Annotated in this window: 19 protein-coding genes; all 19 read left to right on the forward strand. The window is 57.5% G+C overall.

Features of this window, described 5'->3' with window-relative positions:
• The first annotated feature begins 20 nt into the window (after nt 1–20).
• The 19 genes from MKY58_RS05635 (at nt 21) to MKY58_RS05725 (ending at nt 20,848) form a co-directional block, all read left to right on the forward strand.
• Nucleotides 21–4,520 (forward strand): WIAG-tail domain, encoded by a 4,500-nt coding sequence (locus MKY58_RS05635; protein ID WP_339323795.1) that lies wholly within the window; start codon nt 21–23, stop codon nt 4,518–4,520.
• Between the two features lie 203 nt (nt 4,521–4,723).
• Nucleotides 4,724–5,554: a glycosyltransferase gene (locus MKY58_RS05640; RefSeq protein ID WP_339323796.1), complete on the forward strand. Its 831-nt coding sequence runs from the start codon at nt 4,724–4,726 to the stop codon at nt 5,552–5,554.
• A gap of 5 nt (nt 5,555–5,559) precedes the next feature.
• Nucleotides 5,560–6,672, forward strand: coding sequence for a glycosyltransferase family A protein (locus tag MKY58_RS05645; protein ID WP_339323797.1), 1,113 nt, complete (start codon nt 5,560–5,562; stop codon nt 6,670–6,672).
• Nucleotides 6,669–7,427: a glycosyltransferase family 2 protein gene (locus MKY58_RS05650; protein ID WP_339323798.1), complete on the forward strand. Its 759-nt coding sequence runs from the start codon at nt 6,669–6,671 to the stop codon at nt 7,425–7,427. Before MKY58_RS05645 ends, MKY58_RS05650 begins: the two co-directional genes overlap by 4 nt.
• Before the next feature lie 27 nt (nt 7,428–7,454).
• Nucleotides 7,455–8,186 (forward strand): sugar phosphate nucleotidyltransferase, encoded by a 732-nt coding sequence (locus MKY58_RS05655; RefSeq protein WP_339323799.1) that lies wholly within the window; start codon nt 7,455–7,457, stop codon nt 8,184–8,186.
• Nucleotides 8,183–9,301, forward strand: a complete 1,119-nt coding sequence (locus MKY58_RS05660) for a GT-D fold domain-containing glycosyltransferase (protein ID WP_339323800.1) — start codon at nt 8,183–8,185, stop codon at nt 9,299–9,301. Before MKY58_RS05655 ends, MKY58_RS05660 begins: the two co-directional genes overlap by 4 nt.
• 54 nt (nt 9,302–9,355) lie before the next feature.
• A complete protein-coding gene (locus MKY58_RS05665) occupies nt 9,356–10,699 on the forward strand; it encodes a glycosyltransferase family 2 protein (RefSeq protein ID WP_339323801.1) in 1,344 nt (447 codons plus the stop codon).
• Nucleotides 10,700–10,832: 133 nt separating this feature from the next.
• On the forward strand, nt 10,833–11,120 hold the full coding sequence (locus MKY58_RS05670; RefSeq protein ID WP_339323802.1) for a nucleoside-diphosphate sugar epimerase: 288 nt from the start codon (nt 10,833–10,835) through the stop codon (nt 11,118–11,120).
• A 30-nt stretch (nt 11,121–11,150) separates the two neighbouring features.
• Entirely contained in the window at nt 11,151–11,489 is a 339-nt protein-coding gene (locus tag MKY58_RS05675; protein ID WP_339323803.1) for a restriction endonuclease subunit S, read from the forward strand.
• A complete protein-coding gene (locus tag MKY58_RS05680; protein WP_036714360.1) occupies nt 11,486–11,761 on the forward strand; it encodes a hypothetical protein in 276 nt (91 codons plus the stop codon). The genes MKY58_RS05675 and MKY58_RS05680 overlap by 4 nt, the downstream gene beginning before the upstream one ends.
• Nucleotides 11,762–11,785: 24 nt before the next feature.
• The gene (locus MKY58_RS05685) at nt 11,786–12,145 is read left to right on the forward strand and encodes a hypothetical protein (protein WP_339323804.1); all 360 of its coding nucleotides are present in this window, start codon (nt 11,786–11,788) and stop codon (nt 12,143–12,145) included.
• 375 nt (nt 12,146–12,520) lie between these two features.
• Nucleotides 12,521–13,525, forward strand: coding sequence for a DUF3880 domain-containing protein (locus tag MKY58_RS05690; protein WP_339325063.1), 1,005 nt, complete (start codon nt 12,521–12,523; stop codon nt 13,523–13,525).
• A gap of 116 nt (nt 13,526–13,641) precedes the next feature.
• Nucleotides 13,642–14,754, forward strand: coding sequence for a glycosyltransferase (locus MKY58_RS05695; RefSeq protein WP_339325064.1), 1,113 nt, complete (start codon nt 13,642–13,644; stop codon nt 14,752–14,754).
• A gap of 144 nt (nt 14,755–14,898) precedes the next feature.
• Nucleotides 14,899–16,317 carry a glycosyltransferase family 4 protein gene (locus MKY58_RS05700; RefSeq protein WP_339323805.1) on the forward strand — a complete coding sequence of 473 codons (1,419 nt, stop codon included), beginning with the start codon at nt 14,899–14,901 and terminating at the stop codon, nt 16,315–16,317.
• A 12-nt stretch (nt 16,318–16,329) separates the two neighbouring features.
• Nucleotides 16,330–17,421, forward strand: a complete 1,092-nt coding sequence (gene wecB, locus MKY58_RS05705; RefSeq protein WP_339323806.1) for a UDP-N-acetylglucosamine 2-epimerase (non-hydrolyzing) — start codon at nt 16,330–16,332, stop codon at nt 17,419–17,421.
• Entirely contained in the window at nt 17,414–18,397 is a 984-nt protein-coding gene (locus MKY58_RS05710; RefSeq protein WP_339323807.1) for a polysaccharide biosynthesis protein, read from the forward strand. The genes wecB and MKY58_RS05710 overlap by 8 nt, the downstream gene beginning before the upstream one ends.
• Nucleotides 18,397–19,245, forward strand: a complete 849-nt coding sequence (locus tag MKY58_RS05715) for an SDR family oxidoreductase (protein WP_339323808.1) — start codon at nt 18,397–18,399, stop codon at nt 19,243–19,245. Before MKY58_RS05710 ends, MKY58_RS05715 begins: the two co-directional genes overlap by 1 nt.
• On the forward strand, nt 19,206–20,138 hold the full coding sequence (locus MKY58_RS05720; protein WP_339323809.1) for an NAD-dependent epimerase/dehydratase family protein: 933 nt from the start codon (nt 19,206–19,208) through the stop codon (nt 20,136–20,138). The genes MKY58_RS05715 and MKY58_RS05720 overlap by 40 nt, the downstream gene beginning before the upstream one ends.
• Nucleotides 20,135–20,848 carry a glycosyltransferase gene (locus tag MKY58_RS05725; RefSeq protein ID WP_339323810.1) on the forward strand — a complete coding sequence of 238 codons (714 nt, stop codon included), beginning with the start codon at nt 20,135–20,137 and terminating at the stop codon, nt 20,846–20,848. The genes MKY58_RS05720 and MKY58_RS05725 overlap by 4 nt, the downstream gene beginning before the upstream one ends.
• Nucleotides 20,849–20,958 lie beyond the last annotated feature (110 nt).

Raw genomic sequence — 20,958 nt, forward strand, 5'->3', positions numbered from 1 at the left:
CAGGAAGGGAGCGAGGGTACTTGAAAAAGAAGGGTAAAAAACAGCCCGACAGAAACGGCAGACGCCGCTATTTCGTGGATAACCCGAATATTCATGAGTTGGAAATGATACCTAAACCAAAACTGGATCTTATACCGAAAGTCCAGGAAACGCATGCTCAAATCAAATCGGTCGTTGCGGAGGCACCGCCGGAGCCGGCGATCCCCGTGGAGCCGGAGGCAGAAGAACAGCAATATGAAGCTGAGCAGCAAGAAGTTCCGGCAGCGCCGGATGCAGGGGCAGAGGCCCTTGGGATCAGCGTTCTAGAGCCCCAGGAGACGATCGAGGAATGGATTGCGGAGAAAAAGCTGCCGGAGTCGGCGAAGCCCTTTATTTATGCCGAGGATTTGAGCGACGGAGCGGTTGTCACTTCCAAAATCGCATTCCGCGCGGTCGATTCGTCCAGACTGAAGCCCGGCGCGGTCGATGGCGAAGCGATCGCCGATTATGCCGTCACCCATGTCCATTTGGCCGACGGGGCGGTAACGTCCTCCAAAATCGCGGCGTATTCGATCATCGAAGACCATGTGGCGGACGGCGCGTTCGGCGGAAGCAAGCTGAGGGACCAATCGATCGGCGGAGAAAAAATCCGTGCTGGCAGCATCACCTCCGACAAACTGCAGGATCAAGCGATCGCATCGGAAAAAATCGCCGACGGCTCGATCAAAACGCGCCATCTCGCGGAGCTTGTCGTCTCGAGCCGGCTGATCCAGGATGAAGCCGTCACCGAGGAAAAAATCGCCGGCTCCAGCATCCAATCCCGCCATCTCGTAAGCGGTGCGGTGGACACCTCAAAGCTGGCGGACGGCGCGGTCACGGCCTCCAAATTGCGCGACGGCGGAATTACCGGGGAAAAGATCAAGGAACGAACGCTTGAAGGCATCCACATCCGGGAACGGTCGCTGACGGGCGACCTGATTGCGGACGGTGCGATCTCAAGCGGGCAGATCGCGGCCGGAAGCATCGGCACGGCCCAGCTGGCTGAGGGATCCGTCACCTCGAGCCATATTCAGCCGGGGTCCATCGGCGGCGGCATCATAGCTCCGTCATCCATTTTCGGCATCCATTTCGCGGACGGCACCATTCAAGGCCGGCATATCGGGGCGGGGGAAATTACCGCGGCACACATTGGCGATCAAAGCATCGGCTCCTCGAAACTGGAGGAGCAGTCCGTCAGCACGGCCCATATCGTGGATCAGACCGTCACGTCCTCCAAAATCGCCGATCAGAGCATTTTGCCGAGCAAAATCGCAAGCGAAGCGGTCCAAACGCGCCATTTGGGGCAGGGGGCCGTACAGGAAGGACAGATTGCGCCTGATTCCGTTTCCGGCCGCCATATTCGGCAGGGAGCCGTTACCGCGGGGCATTTGGCGGATAACAGCGTAGGGTCCGGACAATTGCAGCCGGCTTCCGTTCAGGACATCCATCTGGGCGGGCAGGCCGTGAAACAACATCATATTACGGCGGGAGCCGTCGGAACGGGACAACTGGAGTCCGCTTCCGTTACGTCCGAGAAGCTGGCGGATGCGAGCGTTACCGCAAGCAAGCTCGGGCCCCGCTCTGTCGGAGGGGAAGTCATCGCGGCAGAGGGCATCGGGTCGGAGCACATCCGCGCAGGGGCGGTCGGCAGCCGCCATCTTGCCGGGCTTAGCGTGGAATCCGGCGCGATTGCAGACAAAGCCGTCGAGACCCGCCATATCGGCCCCGGCGCGATTTCGGCCGAACATCTCCAGCCCGGCATCGTCGGCACGGATATTCTCGGCAGGGAAGCGGTCACGTCCGACCGTCTGGCTGCAGGCAGCATCCAGATGAGACATCTGAATCCGTCCATCGTGACCCATGTCCATCTCGCCGATCATGCGGTCACTTCATTAAAGCTGTCGCCCGAAAGCATCGCCACGGACAAAATTCAAGACTTGGCCATCACGGCCAACAAACTGGCGGACGGCAGCATCCTCTCCGCCAAAATCCGCCAGGGCGCGGTTGGCGGGGAACATTTGGCGGACAACAGCGTGGAGTCAAGGCATTTGCGGCAGGCCTCCGTTCAGAACATCCATTTAGGCGACCAGGCCGTGGAACAAAAGCATATTTCGGAAGGAGCCGTCGGAGCCGGCCAACTGCAGTCCGCTTCCGTAACGACCGAGAAGCTAGGGGATGCGAGCGTTACCGCAAGCAAGCTCGCCCCGAACTCCGTCGGTGGGGAAACGATCGCGGCAGAGAGCATCGGGGCGGAACATATCCGCGCAGGAGCCGTGGGCAGCCGCCATCTCGCAGGCCGGAGCGTCTCGCCCGATGCCCTTGCGGATGAAGCGATCCAATCCCGCCATATCGGCGCGGGAGCGATTGCGGCCGAACATCTTCAGGCCGGGATCGTCAACACGGACATTCTCGGCAGGGAAGCGGTCACGTCGGACCGATTGGCCCCAGGCAGCATCCAGACGAGACATTTGAATCCTGCCATCGTGACCCATGTCCATCTCACCGATCATGCGGTCACTTCGCTGAAGCTGGCGCCCGAAAGCGTCGCCACGGATAAACTCCAAGATTCGGCTGTCACGCCGGAGAAGCTGGCGGACGGCAGCATCCTCTCTTCCAAAATTGCCAGAGGCGCGGTCGGAAGGGAACATATGGCCGAGGGGGCCGTCCATTCCCTGGCGATCGAAGACGGCGCGGTGGAATACCGGCATTTGGCGGCGGAGTCAGTCGGATCGGAGCAGCTGCAGCCTGGGATCGTGCAGGAACGTCACCTTAGCGTCGGATCAGTCGGATCGGAAGCGATCGAAGACGGCGCGGTAGAATACCGGCATTTGGCGGCGGAGTCAGTCGGATCGGAACAGCTGCAGCCGGGGATCGTGCAGGAACGTCACCTTAGCGTCGGATCGGTAGGCGCGGAAGCGATCGAAGACGGCGCGGTAGAATACCGGCATTTGGCGGCGGAGTCAGTCGGATCGGAGCAGCTGCAGCCTGGGATCGTGCAGGAACGTCACCTTAGCGTCGGTTCGGTCGGATCAGAAGCGATCGAAGACGGCGCGGTGGAATACCGGCATTTAGCAGCGGAGTCAGTCGGATCGGAACAGCTGCAGCCTGGGATCGTGCAGGAACGTCACCTTAGCGTGGGTTCGGTCGGATCGGAAGCGATCCAAGGCGGTTCCGTTGCCGCCCAGCATTTGGCGCCAGAGTCGGTAGCAAGCGTGCATTTGCAGCAAGAGGCCGTTCGTTCCATCCATCTTCACGAAAAAAGCATTCAGCAGCGGCATATCGCGCCGAATGCCGTCGTATCGCGCCATTTGGCCGAGGATTCCGTCGGACCGGAGCAGCTCCAAAACGGATGCGTCGGAGCGGAGCATCTGAGCGAAGGCTCCGTTTACGGCGGGGCGATCCAGGACGGTGCCGTAACGCGAAGCAAAATTGCCTTCGAGTCGATCGGAAGCCATCAGCTGGCAGAGGACTCGGTTGGGGCTTACCATCTGCAGTCTGGCTCTATACAAGAACGGCATTTGGGGGACGGCGTCGTCAATTTCTCCCATCTCGCGCCGGAAGCCGTCGGCGGCGGCCATCTGCAGGAAGGAATCATCACGGAGCGGCATCTTGCTTACGGGGCCGTATCGGGTGATGCTTTGCAGGAGGAAGCCGTCACCGGGGATAAAATTGCGCCCGGTTCGATCGGGCACGGGCACATCCTGCCAGGGTCGGTATCCGCGGCTCAGCTTCAGGAAAAATCGGTACAAAAGTGGCATCTCGCACCGGGGGCGGTCGACTACATGCATTTGGCCGCCGAATCGGTCGGCGAAGACCATCTGCAGCCGGGCGTCGTCAGCGAGCGGCATCTCGCCAGCGGGGCCGTGAGCACGGAGATTTTGGGCAACGAGGCGGTCACGTTCGAAAAACTGGCGGAATCTTCGGTCGGAAGCGTCCATATCCAATCCGGAGCGATCGGAGCCCGGCATTTGGTACCCGGCGCCGTGCACGGCGAAGCGCTCCGCGACGGCGCGGTGCATTCGGCCAAGGTCGCGCCCGGCGCGATATCCGCCACCCATATTCAGCCGGAGTCGATCCGTTCGCTTCATTTGCAGGCCGAAAGCGTTCAGGAATGGCATTTGCAGCCGGGGGCCGTGAACGGGAACCATCTTCAGGACCAATCCGTTGAGGCAAGGCATTTGGCCGATCAATCGGTGACGGCCGCCCATTTGGCCTTCGCTCCGGTTCGAAGCGCATCGCGGGTGCCGACCGTGCAGCAGTGCGGAATGACCTCTTTCCGCATCGGGGAAGGCGAGACGAAGGTCGAAGTCCCCGTCATGCTGCAGGAGCCGTACCCAAGCAACCAGTACGTCATCGTGGCGATGTGCAACCACCCTGATTTTTATGCCGTATTGAAAACCCAACGGGAGGATACCGCGTTCATTGAAGTGGTTCGCCGCCAAAACGGGGCCGAAACGTTCGGATTCCTTTCCTGGATTGCCGTCGGCAGCGCCCCGATGTAATCAAAGCCGGACATGATGCGAGCCGGGTCAAGGTTGGAAGGACCTTGATCCGGCTCTTTTTGCCGTTTGAGGCCACGCGAGCCGTTGCCGCTCAACCGCTGCGGAGCGAAGCAAACATGCACAAACGCCGCGTCCGCTCTTGTGGCCGCCGCATAGGATACTTAAGGAATATCAGCCGACTCGAACAGGGGGAGTATGCCCGCATGCACAAGCCATCTGGACGAATACGAACTACAAATCGGCCGCGGCGGAGGAGAAGCAGCCGCACCGTTCCAAGCTTTTTGACGCGCAGGACATGCGGGAGCCCGGTCGTATCGGTCATTATCCCGGCAATGAACGAGGAAAGGACCATCGGCCACGTCATCAGGGAAGCCTGGAAGGTCCACGAGTCCTGCGAAGTGATCGTCGTCGCTAACGGTTGTACCGACCGAACGGAGGAGATTGCCGCAGCGATGGGAGCCCGGGTCCTGCATTACGACGAGCCGCTTGGACACGACGCGGGCCGGGCCGTTGGCGCCGCCGCGGCCGCGGGTCGGGCGTTGTTGTTTGTCGATGCCGACATCAGAATCGGCGGTTCGGATCTTAAACCGTTTGTGACTGCGGTGCTAAACGGGACGGATGTCGCGTTGAACCGTTACGGCGGGCCGGTCCGCCTGCGACATCCCCATCCCGTCGTATTAGCCAAGCATACGCTGAACACGTTTTTGGGGCGCCCCGATTTGTCCGGCGCCTCGATGACCACCGTTCCGCATGCGATCAGCCGCAAAGCCGCCGATTGCATCGAAGCAAGCAATCTTTCCGTTCCCCCGCTTGCCCAGGCGATCGCCGTACGGAGCGGCCTTAAGGTAGCTGCCGTTCACGAAGTTCCAGTCGGAAGGATGAACCGGCGCAGGGGCAAACATTACGGGCAGGATCCGCTGCAGCAGATCGTCATCGACGACCATTTGCGGGCGATGGAATGGTATTTATCCCATACGGATTCCAGGGCCGGGTTCACCGATCTGGGCCGGGATAGAGACAGGGTGGGGAGGTGAAGGGCATGGGTGCAGGAACGGGCCGGTCGACAAGAAAACGCCGGAATAGCGGGCGGTCCCGCCGCCCCGAAAGGAAACATCGCGTATCCATAACGAAAAAGCGTTCATCGGTTTACCGCGGAGGAACCCGGAGGGACCCGTGGCTGCGCCGCGCGGCGAGCGCCGGCTGGAAAGCCGGAAACGCCGCCCCGCCGGATTCCGGAGCCTCGGCGTTCCATGCTTCCGCGCTTCAGCAATCGTTTGCGGAATGGATGAACGAAAGCATAAAAGAAAAACCGGGTTACGCCAGAATGAAACGTTTGTCGGAAGCCTACGCGCAAGGTTACTCCGATGCCGCCGGGCGCAAGGACAGGGGGATTCCGCTTCCGCTGCGCGGGAGCGCGGCTGCGGTGGTGTGCGCGAGCAGCGAAGAGGACAGCATCGATGCCGTGCTGCGCGAGCTGGAAAGGCTGCCGCTCCGGCAGATCATCGTCGTGCTGAACGGATGCCGGGACCGCAGTTACGCGCTTGCCCGGAAGCACCGCCGGGTAACGGTCGCGTATTATCCGGACCTGCTGGGGCACGACGTAGGCCGGAGCCTCGGCGCCAAGCTCGCCGAAGCGGACATCGTATTGTTCTGCGACGGCGACATGGCCATCGCCGCGGAGGATCTGGCGCCCTTTTTATATGCCGTTGACGCAGGGTGCGACGTGGCCTTGAATGACCTTAACGGATTTTTGCCCTTGTTCGCCGATCAGGATGAGGTCACGCGCTGCAAAAGCTTTTTGAATGCCGTTCTTTCCCGGGGGGATTTGGGCGCAAATTCCATGACCGCCGTGCCGCATGCCCTGTCCGGGCGGCTTCTCCGGCAGTTGGATCCGCGCCATTTGTCCGTTCCGCCGAAAGCGCAAGCGATAGCGGTGCTTGAAGGGTACCGCGTGGAGGCGGTGCATGCCGTAGACGTCTTTTCGGGCAACCGGAGGCGGGCAGGCAACACGGGCAGGGGCAACAGCGTTGCAGGCATGATTATCGGCGACCATGCGGAAGCGCTTGGAGAAGTGCTGAGACGGAGGGGAGTTTCCGGCCTGAAGCCCCCTTTGTCCCGCAAGGACGTCGCGATGCGGAGGAATGCGATGTGAAAAGGGAACGGGGTTTGACCAGCATTATCATTCCCACCTTCAACGGCTTGGATATGCTCGTCTCGTGCATCGAGTCGATCCGCGAATACACCGATGTTCCATACGAAATTATCGTCGTGGATAACGCGTCCACCGACGGCACGGATGAATATTGCGTCCGGGAAGGCGTCGTTTTTATATCCCTGCCGGCCAACGAAGGATTTCCCAAGGCTTGCAATCTCGGGATGAAGGCAGCCCGCGGGGAGTATCTCCTCCTGTTGAACAACGACGTGACCGTTACGAAAAACTGGCTCGGCAATTTGCTTGCCGCCGCCGACAGCCGCCCGGACATCGGGCTCGTCGGGCCGGTCACCAACGAGGCAAGCGGAATTCAAAAGGTGGAGATCGCCTTTCAGGACCTGTCCGAATTTCAGCGGATCGCCTTCGAAAACAACCGTCCGGATCCGGGGCGTTGGCTCGAAGTCAAGCGGATCATCGGCATGTGCCTGCTTATCAAAAGGGAAGTGGTGAACCGGATCGGCTATTTTGACGAAGCGTTTTCCCCCGGCCACTATGAAGACGACGATTATTGTCACCGGGCCCGGCTTGCGGGCTACCGTTTGCTGATTTGCAGGGACGTGCTCGTGCATCACCGGGGAAGCGTCAGCTTCAGACAAGCGCAGCCGGAGCAGCTGCAGGCATTGATCGAACGAAATTACCGGTTGTTTATCGAAAAATGGCATTTTGATCCGCGCCAGTTTATCGAAGAACACTAAAACCGAACCCGAAGGAGGGAAAGTGCAGTGAAAGGCGTCGTATTGGCAGGCGGCACAGGAACCAGATTGTACCCGCTGACCCGGCTGATCAACAAGCATTTGCTTCCGGTAGGGAAGTACCCGATGATCCTCTACGGCTTGGAGAGGCTTCGCCAAGCAGGGATTACCGATATATTGATGGTGATAGGCAAGCAGTCCGCCGGGTTGTACACGGACTTTTTGGGCAGCGGCAAGGAATTCGGGGTCCGTCTGACCTACCGGATTCAAGAAGAGGCGGGCGGCATCGCCGAGGCGTTGGAATTGGCCCGGGGATTTGTGGCGGAAGGAGAACGTTTTGTCGTGCTGCTCGGCGACAATCTGTTTATGGATGATTTGAAGCCGTTCGTTGACGGCTTTGTTCGCCAGCCCGAGGGAACGGCCAAAGTCCTCTTAAAGCAGGTGAAAGATGCGAGACGTTACGGAGTCCCCGTTTTCGACGAAAAAAACAAGGAACTGATCGCCAAAATCGAAGAAAAGCCCGCGCAGCCCAAGTCCTCTTATTGCGTCACCGGAATATATATGTACGATACGGCCGTATTCGATATCATCTCGCAAATTCATCCCTCGGAACGCGGGGAGCTTGAAATTACGGATGTGAATAACGTGTATGCAGCGGAAGGAAAGTTGGAATACGACATTCTCCAAAAATGGTGGAGCGACGCAGGCACCTTCGAATCGCTGCAGGAAGCCGGGCGGCGCATGAAGGGGATGATTCCATGACACGGCCATATCATACCACGGCAGCCTTCGTTCCTTTAGGGAAGAAGGCTGCTCGTGTCAGGAGCGCCAAAAGGCGAAGAAACGGCGTACGGGCGGCCGCCCGATCCGGCAAGCGGCATGCAAGACGCGGACGCAGCCCCTGGAGAAAAGCGGCCCCGCTCTCTCATCGGCGCAGGCGAATGGCCGATTTTTCAGCAGCGTACACTCAAGAACTCAACTTGCCCGGCACGGGGGAGGTGCAGGATTGGCGAACGGACCAAGCCGAAGAGTCGGCGTACGCCAAAGGATTTGACGCAGGTTACAAGGCGGGCGCCGCGACCGGAGCGGAAGAGGAGATGACGTCGCTGCTTCCGCCGTACACGATCCTCCCGGGCGTCTCGGCCAAAGAGGTGATGGAGGCTGGATTACAGCGTTTTTTGCCCCGGCTTCAGCCGCTTTTGAAACCGGAGGAGGTTCATGTTCGCCTCGAACAATCGTTAGCCTTAAAAAAACCGTTGTCGGTCGTTCGGCTGGGGGACGGGGAGCTGCTTGCTTTGGCCCACGACACCGTGCTTCCGCTGGCGCATGCCAAGGCGGCGGGTCCGTTCCTGACCCGAGCCGGGATCACCCTTCCGGATTACGAGGCGAGGGATCGGCTGGCGGAAGCCGTCCGGGGAGCGGACATCATCGGCATTCCGGCGTCGCGGTTGCCTACTTATCAGGGCCTGCTGTTTCCGGTTCTCCGTTATTACGGCATCGGCCATGATCCGCACCGTTTCACCATCTCAACCATAAATTATGCGCTTCATGAGCATAAGCTGCTTCAACCGCTGCTGCGAAACAGGCAAGTGCTGGTCATCGGCAACAAGGCAGAACCGTTGGCTGAAGTCCTTTCCGCCTCAGGTGTGCATATTACGGGGACGGTCGCCCCCGTCAACGGGTTCAGGGACGTTCCTGGCGCGCTTGCGGCGACGGCGCAGCATACGTTCGATATCGCGCTGGTTGCAAGCGGGATTCCCGCGGTCGTGATCTGCCAAACCATCGCCGCGGAGCTTGGCAAAGTAGCGCTCGATTTCGGCCATTTGGCCGATAAGCTCATTTCCGGCGAGCTGACCTACGATGACAACGCATCGTAAGACGGCCGGTGCCCGGCACCGGCGGACATCATGCCAGGCGAGGAGGGTTGATCTATGAACAGGAAAAAAAACGGCGTCCGGGCGAAGGATGCCGCCCTGCGTTACCAAGCCGGGTTCGAGCGGGGCTACGAACAGGGGCTTGCCCAAGGCAGAGAAGCGTTCGGACGCCCGTTCCACGGCACAAGCATCGTCATTCCCAGCTATAACCAGCTGGATTACCTGTCCCGCTGCATCGACAGCATCGAAACGCACACGGCCGAACCATACGAAATCATCGTCGTCGATAACGGTTCGACGGACGGGACGGAAGCCTATTTGAATCGAAAAGCGGGCCGGCTGCGGTACAAACGATTGGAAACCAACCGGGGGTTCGCCGGCGGCGTGAATCAAGGGCTCATGATGGCCAAAGGCGACACCATCGTCATTTTGAACAACGATACGCTGGTCACGGGAGGCTGGCTTACCCATATGCTGCGCTGCCTGGAAAGCGACCCCCGAATCGGCGCCGTAGGACCGGTGACGAATTACATCAGCGGCGAGCAGCAGATCCCGGTGCCCTATAACGACGTGGAGCAGATGTGGGAGTTTGCGGCTGCCTTCAGCCGGCCGGATGCGTCCAAATGGCGGCAAACCGACAGGATCGTCGGATTTTGCGTGCTTTTCCGGAAGGAGCTGCTGGAGCGGGTCGGTTATTTCGATGAAGGCTTCCGCGTCGGAAATTACGAGGATGACGACTGGATGATCCGAATCCGGCTGTGCGGCCTTAAGCTCGTCATTGCGGGCGATGCGTTCATCCATCATTTCGGCAGCGTTAGCATGAAGAATCTGGGACGGGAACGGTTCGAAACGGTTCAAGGATATAACGAGCGGTATTATGCGGAGAAATGGGGGAATCCCCATGCGTGGGTAGAGGAGGCACGGCAGCTTGGATACCGCGGTGCCAATGGTGAGGCTGAGCCTTGCGGCTCGCCCGCCGACTTTTTCCCCACCCAAGTGCTGATCCGGGATCAAGGGGGGCGTCAGTATGTTCTCTGCGAAGGAAAAAAACATCCGTGCAGCGGAATGGAAGAGAAGGCGGGAATCCGGTCGGTGATGTTGTCCAGGCTGGATCTCCGCAGCATCCCGGCGGCAGAGGCGCCGATGGGGGAACAGGAGATGCTGGCTTTGCTTAGGCCCGCCGAAGGCGAGCTGAGCGACGGGCAAATCGTCAGCTGCGGCGACGGAACCGTCTATCAGTGGCGCCAAGGTTCGGTTCGGCCCTTCGTATCGGACTATGCCCTGAAGCGCTGGAACCTGAAAGAGCGGAACATCGTTCATCTCCCGCCTGAAAAGCTGCGCTTGATCCCCCGCGGATTGCCGATCATCGCTCCCCCGGTGCTCGAAAACCCCGTGCTGTAATAAATTTTTGGCTGCGAGCCGGGTTACCCGTAACTGTATGTAGGCGGCCGGCATAAGATATAGCAGGCAGAAGCGGATCAGGAGGGGCGGGCCTTCGCGGCTTTTCGCGGAACATCTACAGGAGGAATCGACCATGCAGAATAAAATCGATGAAATGTTAATCCATATGTCCCATTCCCATCAACAGATGGCCAGGGTTCTGGATGCCGAGCGGCAGATGGCCGTCCGGATGTCCCAGATCATTCACGACCTTCCGGACGCCGATCCCGAATTCGACGGGATTAGCGGATTGATCGAGAACTCCGGGCAAATCAATAAAAGCATCATCGCCTATCTGGGAAGTATCGCGGATCTTCAGGAAGCGCTCGCGGAGACTCTGAATCATGTCGTGAAAGAGCTCGGCAGCCATGAGGAAGAGTAATTGGAGACTTGATATAGGAGAGTGCTGCAGATGAGCAGGGAGCAGGCATTTTTGCATATGCTGGACGCCGCATCCAAAATTCAGTGGAACATTGCGATGATTTTGGAGGCAAAGGCGGTTGAGGCGGAGAAAGTCCGGAACTGGGCGATCAACCACTTGACCGCGGATGCATTTGAAACGCATGATCATCAGCTCAACGAACCGCTGCAAATTCACGGTCAAATCGTCGAGCTGCTCGAAGGTTTGACCAAACTCGAAAACGGGCTTTGCAGCAATTTAAAAGCCGTGCTCGTTCAGGATGAAGGAGGCTTCGGCGGCGAGGACGGCATGTTCGGCCCGGGATTCGATATGGGAGACATCGAAAAATGAGTCTTTTCGTAAGAGAACAGGAAGCAAAGCTTGAGCTGATCGCCTCCATCGCGCGCAGCCAGCAGGCGCTTGCCCGGATTCTCGGCAGCATTGCGGATATTTCCTCCCATTCGGAATTGTCCGCGCGGAGTTTGAGCGAAAACATCCGTCTTCTCACGCAGTATCAAGCCGCCATGTGCGAGATGCTGCAAGGAATCACGTTATGCCACCCCCGCAGCGGTACTCCTGCGCCGCCCTGGTTAAACGCATCCCGACTGCCGCATGCACGATGACCGAACTAACAGGAGGAATAACGGATGAAGACCAAGAAACGTGTTTCCCGGTCCGCGAGATCCGGCACCCGGAGGCGGAAGCTTCTCGTTGCCCGAAAGGCCCGAGCGCAAAGAACGGGAAAGCTCCGTGCGAACAAAACCAGGCCGCGCCGGCTTGTCAAGGGCAGAAAAAGACGGCTTTCCCGGCTTGGCGCCCTTCGCAGGAAGCGCAGACGCGGGTGGGGTAACCCCGTCCTTCCGGCTCCGGTAGAGCAGGGCTCGCTGCCGCAATCGCCGGACGTCGCTTATAATGAAGGATACGACGAAGCTTACAACGAAGGTTTTAATGCCGGATTCGCCAAAGGCTATGAAGATGGGCATCAGCTCGCTTATCAATCGAAATGAGGATTTGGCCAAAATCCTGAAATAAATGAGCAGGGATAGGAACACAGTCAAGCCTTCGCTCCATGGGAAACCTATGGGGTTGAAGGCTTTTTTGCGCCCGTAAAACGTGATACGCGCCAATTTCCCGCCCGAAAGGCAGTCGTCCATGATGCATGTGCCTCTTCCGCATATATTTATCATTATAGAATGATATAAGCCTTCGGCGAATGCCGAGCCGGCTTAGATCAGCCGCAAATAGGAACACTTTTCCGCATGTTACATGCGGCCGGAATTCTACCTTATTTTACGACAGGCAGGGTGAGAGCTGTGGAAAAAAATGTTGCAGAACAAAGCGAAGGTTACCGAAGCGGTTACGGTGCCGGCTACCGGCTCGGCATGTGTCAAGCCGTCGAGAAACGAGTCCCGCCGCCGCCGCCCTATTTCCGGGATATGAAAATACTTTACGTTCCCCAAGGCTTTCATGCCATTGATCAGGGAGTTGCTTCGGCGCTCCGCAGCCTGGTAAAGGAATGCATCGTCGGGGAAGCCCCGAAAATGCTGGAGCTGGCCGTCAAGGAACGGCCCGATCTCGTCCTTGTCATGAACGGGCTGCACATATTCCCCGACAATCACCTGGAGGATGTGGCCAGAATCCGGGGGATGGGGATCAAAACGGCGATTTGGTTCGTGGATGATCCGTATTTTACGGAAGATACGGCCCGCATGTGCACGGGCTACGATATCGTGTTTACCCATGAACTCAGCTGCGTCCCGTTTTACCGCGGACTTGGCGCGGCGAAGGTGCATTATTTGCCCCTGGCCGTCAACACCGCCATGTTTAAGCCCCAACGTCCGGCCCCCCAGCATTTGTACGACATTTGCTTTATCGGCAACGCCTTTTGGAACAGGGTCGCGATCTTCGACGAAATGGCCCCGTTTTTGGAAGACAAAAAGGTGCTGATCGCTGGCGGTTTTTGGGAAAGGCTGAAGGAGACCCGGATCCTCGGGCGGTTCCTGCACCTGGGGTTCATTCCGCCGGAGGAGACCGTGAACTATTACAACGGTGCAAAAATCGTCATCAATATCCATCGCCCGGACGAGTATGGGCAGGACAACCGGAACACCCACCGCATCCGCGCCAAATCCATCAATCCGCGCACGTACGAAATCAGCGCCTGCGGCACGATGCAAATTACGGACATCCGGGAGGATACGCATTCGCATTACCGGCCGGGCTACGACATCGAAACCTTCGGTTCGGTCAAAGAGCTGCAGGACAAAATCAGCCATTACCTGGCACATGACGACGAGCGCTTACAATTGGCATGGCGCGGTTTATGGACGACGCGAAAAGAGCATTCCTTCGTTTCGAGAATCAAAACGCTGCTGGAGCATGTTTAACCAAAACTTAATTCAAAGACGGGGCACCGAACCCCGAAGTTCGATAGGTCTGAAAATTGTTGAAAAAAAAAGAAAGAGGAGCGGGTTGTCACATGTCAATCGTAAAACACCGGAACATGGTGCACCACTATCAGCCGAGTCCGGCCGAAGAAGCGCGGGCGCGCGGACGCGAGGCGGGTTATTCGGGGGGATACGAAGAGGGATATTTAAAGGGCCGGGCCGACTATATCGTCAAAAGCCACACGGAATCGTTCCCTTTCCGCCAGCTTCATGTCCTGTACGTCGCCTCGGGGAAAGGGTTCCCGTATTCTCCGATGGACGAAGCCATTTCGACGACGCTGCGCGGGCTGGTTGCCCAAGTCACCGTCATTGAGCCCGGCCAGCCGGTCAGCGAAATCGCTTATCAACTGATGCCGGACCTCGTTCTCGTGCTGGACGGCATGTTTGTTCAAAACGAGCAGCTGGACGATATCCGCCGCCAAGGGATCAAAACGGCCGTCTGGCTGACGGATGATCCGTATTACACGGATATGACCACGGAAAACGTCAACCATTACGATTACGTATTCACATTGGAATCCAACTGCATTCCATATTACCAGCAGCTTGGCTGCAAGCAGGTTTATCATCTGCCTTTCGCCGCTTTTCCGGATTTTTACAAACCGGCAAGAACGCCTTCCCCGCAGCGCAGGGACGTCAGCTTCATCGGTTCCGCCTACTGGAACCGGATCGAATTCCTGAGTCCGATCATGGACCGGTTAATGCAGTATAATACGCTCATCAACGGCATTTGGTGGGACCGTCTGCCCAATTTTGCCGCTTACCGGGACCGGATCGAAGTCAATAAATGGATGGGACCGCAGGAAACGTCGGATGCTTACAACGCCTCGAAAATCGTCATCAATCTTCACCGTTCCCACGAAGATGATTCCGTCAACAACAATGCCGTAAAAATTCCCGCCGCATCCCCGAATCCGCGCACGTTCGAAATCTCCGCCTGCGCCACGCTGCAGCTCACCGATTCCCGAAGCGACCTCGCCAAACTTTATACGCCCGGCAAGGAGATCGAAACGTACAACTCGCCGGAAGAGCTGTTAGACAAAATCCAATATTATCTCCATCACGAGCAGGAGCGCAGGGAGATCGCCCTGAACGCGCTGGACCGCACGCTCCGCGAGCATACGTACGGCCATCGCTTGAACCAATTGCTGTCCATCGTATTTCCGTAAAAGGGGAGGTTCCCCTCCACTTTTGGACATCTGGAGGGGAGCATATGTCGTGCCGGTACAGATTCACTTCTAATATATTGTATTACTTGGGTGAAAGGAGGTGCGAATCGTACCCTGTGCTTTTTTGCAGCGGTCTCAACGCCCATGATGACGTATAAGCCTAAGATGATGCTGTTCTCCCATGTCAGCAATACAAGCAGCATCACGGGGGCCGAAAAGCTCCTGCTGATGTTCTGCCTTCAAATCGCGCCTTATTTCGAGTGCATTCTGGTCGCTCCGCAGGAAGGCAAGCTGACGGCTTCTGCCCGTAAACAAGGCATGACGGTACGAATCCAATCCTGCCCCTTGCTTTTTGGCATGTATCAGCCCGGCGAACGGCTCGAACAGGAAGCGGAAGGGCTTCGGTACCATCCGGATTTTGCTTCGGTTGTCCGCTGCATGGCGGAGACGGCTCCCGACATCGTCCTCACCAATACCATCGTGAACGTGATGCCCGCCATGGCTGCCAAATTGCTTGGCATTCCGGTCTTATGGAAAATAACCGAAACGATGCAAACGACGGCATACACGTCTGCGGCCACGGCCGTGGTAGAGAAGTACAGCGATTGCCTGATCGCGATTTCGGAGGCGTCGGCCCGCGTCTTTCGCGGAACGGTCTCCAAACCGATCACGCTGCTTCCCCCGTCCGCGGACAATGAGCTTTTGCAGCCTTCCCAAATGCTGATCCGGAACGGCTATCGTAAAATTCTCCGCCTGAAAGACTCCCATATCTGCATCGGCTATATCTCTTCTTTTATCCATCCCGAAAAGGGGCTGCTTGAATTCATCCGCATGGCGAAAATTCTGGCGGCGTCGTACCCGAATTGCCGGTTTGTCGTGATCGGGAAACCCGCCGACCAGTCCTATTACGACCGCTGCGTTCAGGAAGTGAATGATTCCGGCCACCGAAATTCTTTCCGCTTCATCCCGTTTGTGGAATCGGTGCATTCGGCTTACAGCGCCATGGATATCCTTGTCGTTCCTAGCATGGTGCAGGAAGGTTTCGGGATGACGGCGCTGGAAGGCATGCTTTGCGGCAAGCCGGTCGTATCCTTCGATTCGGGTGGTCTCGGCGAGCTGATGAAAAATACGGGCAACGGTCATTTTGCGGTTCCGACGGGCGACTATGGAGCGCTGGCGGCCAAGGTATCCGAACTTGTCAATCAACCGGAGTTCCTGCAGTATACCGGAAGCATGAACGCGAACGCCGCGAGGACGGCATACGGCATGGAGACCTACCGGCAGCGGGTTCACGGATTCGTTCAGGAGCTGCAGCGGGGATGCCCCGATTGGATGAGCGGGGACGTTTCCCGCCGCGTATCCGCTGCGGGCGTCCCTGCGTTGAACGTTCCGCCGCCTCCGGCTGGGCAAGCTGCCCCGGCAAAAAGGAAGGCGGGCAGGAGAAGGAAACATGCAAGGAAAGCAAGAAGACCGGCGGCCGCGGTTCGAGCACGCCGGATCCAAAGAAAGGCAGGAGCAGGCAAACGTTCCAAACGTCGCTCCAAGTCCATTAAACGAAAGTAGGGGACGGACGCTATGAGAATCATGACGATTTTGGGCACCCGGCCCGAAATTATCCGCCTCAGCCTCATCCTTCCTAAGCTGGACCGGTATGCAGAGCGGCATGTGCTGGTGCATACCGGGCAAAATTTTGCAGAAAGGCTGAGCGGCATTTTTTTTAAGCAGATGGGCTTGCGCTCACCGGATTACGTTTTGCAGGATGCAGCCGCAACGCTTGGGGAACAGCTGTCGTCCATGTTCCTTCAAATGGAGCGGATTCTGGAAAAGGAGAAGCCCGATACCATCCTTCTGCTTGGCGATACCAACAGCGCGCTGTGCGCGGTGCTTGCCGAAAGGCTCGGATATCCCGTGGTTCATATGGAAGCCGGCAACCGCTGCTTTGACCTGGGCGTGCCTGAAGAGAAAAACCGGCGGGTCATCGACGCGATCTCTTCGATCAACATGCCGTATACGGAACAGAGCAAAAAACATTTGCTTGCCGAAGGTTTTCCCAGCTCGCGCATCGTGCTGACGGGAAATCCGATCTATGAAGTGATGGAGCACTACAAGGATTCGATCGAAGCAAGCCGCATTTTGAACAGCCTCTCCCTGAAGCCGAAGGAATATTTTTTGGTTACGGCCCACCGCGCGGAGAACGTGGATCATCCGGAACGGCTGCGGCAAATCGTCGAAGGGCTGAACATGATCGCGGAAAAATACGGCCGCCGGCTCATCTGCAGCATTCATCCGCGAACGGCCTCCCGCATTGCGGGGCTGAAAGATTTGCGCACGCACCCGCTGGTGGAATTCCACGAGCCTTTCGGATTTTTCGATTTCGTCAAGCTGGAAAGGCACGCCTGCTGCGCATTGACGGACAGCGGAACGGTCCAGGAGGAATGCTGCATCATGCAGGTCCCCACCGTCACGATGCGGCATACGACCGAACGTCCGGAAACCGTCGACTGCGGCAGCAACATCGTATCAGGCCTTGAAGCGAAGCATATCGCACGCGCGGCGGACCTGATGATCAGCTTGAACCGGGAATGGGTCTGCCCGGAAGGGTATTTGGCCAAAAACGTCTCGGATAAGGTAGTTAAATTTCTGCTTGGAGGGAAAGTGCATGTTTGAAAATCAACGTATTATGGTGACTGGGGGGACCGGATCCTGGGGGTATGAATTGGTTGCCCAGCTGCTTATGCAAAATCCGAGGGAGGTGATCGTGTTCTCCCGCAACGAATCGTCGCAAGTGGCGATGAGCCGGACGTTCGAAGACAAGCGCCTGAGCTTTCGGATCGGGGACATCCGTGACAAGGAGGCGCTGACCGCCGTTTGCCAAGGCATCGACTACGTGTTCCATCTTGCCGCGCTCAAGCATGTTCCGGTGTGCGAGGACCAGCCGTACGAAGCGCTTAAAACCAACGTCATCGGCACCCAAAACGTGATCGAAGCAGCCATCGACAACAAGGTCAAGAAAGTGTTTTACATCTCGACCGACAAGGCGGCCAACCCTTCGAATTTTTACGGCATGACCAAAGCCATCGGCGAAAAGCTGGTCGTGTACGCGAATCTGCTCAACAGCGAAACCCGCTTTGTTACCGTTCGCGGCGGCAACGTGCTTGGGACAAACGGCTCCGTGGTGCATGTGTTCAAGGACCAAATCCGGAGCAAAGGCCAGGTGCTGATTACGGACATGGAGATGACCCGGTTTTTCCTGACGCTGCCGGACGCGATTAAACTGCTGTTCAAGGCCGCGGAGGAAAGCTACGGCGGGGAAATCTTCGTCATGACGATGCCTGCTTGCAGAATCGTGGACCTGGCGGAGGTGCTGATCGAAGCCTCCGGCAAAGAAAACGTAAGCATCGTGGAATCCGGCATCCGCCCCGGAGAGAAGATCCACGAAATACTGATGAGCGATTTCGAAAGCATGACGACGGTGGTATACGACGAAGAGTACCTCGTCATCCTGCCGACGCTTCATATGCCCGAGCTGAAGGAACGTTACAAACACTGCAGACCGGTAGAATTCAGCAGCTTCAGCTCCAACCATCATTTGATGAATAAAGAGGAGATCAAAAACATTCTCCAGCGCGGAGGGTTTCTGTGATGAAACTGCTTATTCTTGGCGGAAACGGAATGGCGGGCCATATGCTGGTTCATTACTTTCGGCGTCAGGAAAAACATCACGTCTTCTACACCACCCGGGAAGCCCGAAGTCCCGGGGGACTTTACCTTGACGCCTCCGAACCGTGCATGGTCGACCGGCTGCTGGATATCGTCCGGCCCGATGTCGTGATCAATGCCATCGGCGTCCTGAACCATCATGCCGATGACGACCGGATCAATGCGTATCATATCAACGGCTTTTTGCCCCACCGGCTCTGCCGGGCCGCGGACCGGATCGGTGCCCGCCTCATTCATATCAGCACGGACTGCGTCTTTGAAGGAACCCGGGGCGGCTACACGGAGGAAGACCAGCCGGATGGAACGAGCATGTACGCGATGACCAAAGCGCTGGGCGAAGTGCGGGCTCCAGGGCATCTGACCATCCGGACGTCGATTATCGGTCCCGAGATCCGAAGCCATGGCATCGGGCTCATGCATTGGTTCATGTCGCAAAAAGGAGCCGTTACCGGCTACCGCAACGTCATGTGGAACGGCGTGACGACGCTGGAGCTGGCGAAGGCCGTCGATCGCTTCATGAATTCTTCCGTGTCGGGTTTGATCCATCTGGCCCACCCGGTCCCGATCTGCAAACATGACTTGCTGCTGCTGTTTCAGGAAATATGGGATCTTCGCGACGTCGTGGTTTTGCCTGTCGACCAACCGGTGCAGGACCGTACGCTGGTGTCGACGCGGGCCGACATCGATTATGCCGTCCCCCATTACCGAGACATGCTGAAGGAGTTGAAGATATGGATGAACGAGCTTCCCTCCGCAAGCGCGTCATTATGATTACCGGAGCTTCGGGATTTACCGGCGGCCATGCCTGCCGGTATTTTGCCGGGCTCGGCATGCAGGTCGCCGGCATCGTGCGGCAAACCCAGGCACTCCCGGCCATCGACGGGGTAAGATACTATACCTGCGATCTGATGGATAAGGGGAAGCTTGAAGAGCTTGCCCGGCAGATCGCTCCCGACTATGTCCTTCATCTCGGGGGGAAAAACTCGGTCCCCGAATCCTGGGCCGATCCGCTGCTCTACATGGAAACCAACGTGCTTCCGACGCTTTATTTGCTGAATGCCCTTCGCCCGTTTCCGGCGTGCCGGGTACTGATCGCCGGAACGAAAGCCGTGTTCAGCCTCACCCCTCCTTATCGGCCGCCCCATCCGTACAGCTTAAGCAAAAGCCTGCAGAAGGCGGCCGTCATGTCCTGGAGCTGCCTCTTCGGGCAGCCGGTCATGTTGGCGGAGCCGTCGAATTTGATCGGACCCGGGCCGTCGACGGGCTTTTGCGCTTTGCTGGGCCGCTACATTGCGGCATGGGAAAGAGGAGAGGCGATGAAAGCCTTCCGCATTTCGTCGCGAGCCTCGCGGCGGGATTTTCTGGACGTCAGGGATGCCGTCAGGGCTTACGGCATCATGCTTGAAAAGGGAACGCCGGGAGAGGTCTACACCGTCGCGTCGGGCAAAGAACGCACGCTTGAGGAAATAGCCGTTTTGTTCATGAAGGCTTCGGGGAGCGATGTCCCGGTCGAGTGGGGGGATGAGGACGATTCCATCAAGGAGCGGGATTCGCAGGTTCCGATGGGCTTGGAATCGCTCGGCTGGAAGCCGTCCATTCCGATCGAGAGGTCGATAACGGACATTCTTCAATATTTCCGCACCGGAGGGGGAGGATCCAAATGAAACCGCTGGTTACGATCGTCATTCCTTTTTACAACGATCCTTACGTGGATCAAGCGGTGCAAAGCGCGCTTACGCAATCGTACAGGCCGATCGAAATTATCGTCGTCGACGACGGTTCGACGATGCATGCCGACCGGTTAGGTCCGTACATGCCGTATATCCATTATCTAGGAAAGGCCAACGGCGGCACCGCAAGCGCATTAAATCACGGAATCCGGTATGCTTCGGGGGAATATGTCGCATGGCTCAGCTCCGACGATATATTTTACCACGATAAAATCAACCGCCAGATCCAGTTTATGCTGGAACGGGGGGCGTGGATATCCCATACCAACTTCGATTATATCGATAGGCAAAGCCAGATCGTACAGCATCGTGCCGGTTTCGCTTTTCACGGGACGGCGGACTTTTACCGCACTTTTCTGATCAACAATCCGGTCAACGGTTGTACGGTGATCATGAAAAAAGAACTGTTTTACCATATCGGATTGTTTAACGAGTCCCTCCCTTATACGCATGATCTGGATTTATGGATCAGGGCGATCCAGGCAGGCATATCGTTCCCGTACCTCGATGAGGCGCTGGTCGGTTACCGTTGGCACGAAGCGATGGGCACGCTTCGGTATCAGGATCTCATTCGGCAGGAATATGCCATGACGCAGGAACGCGTCCGGAACGCGATCCATCCGATTTTGTCGATTATGGGATAATATCGAATTCTACTGCTTCTCCCTTCTTCCGGTTTTGTATGAATAGACTGGATGGTTCGTCCATGCATGATGCGAAACTCTAGCATAATCTATGGATGAAAGGAGGGAGA

The sequence above is a fragment of the Paenibacillus sp. FSL W8-0194 genome (genome assembly GCF_037969745.1).
GTDB classification, from domain to species: Bacteria; Bacillota; Bacilli; order Paenibacillales; family Paenibacillaceae; genus Paenibacillus_AQ; species Paenibacillus_AQ cookii.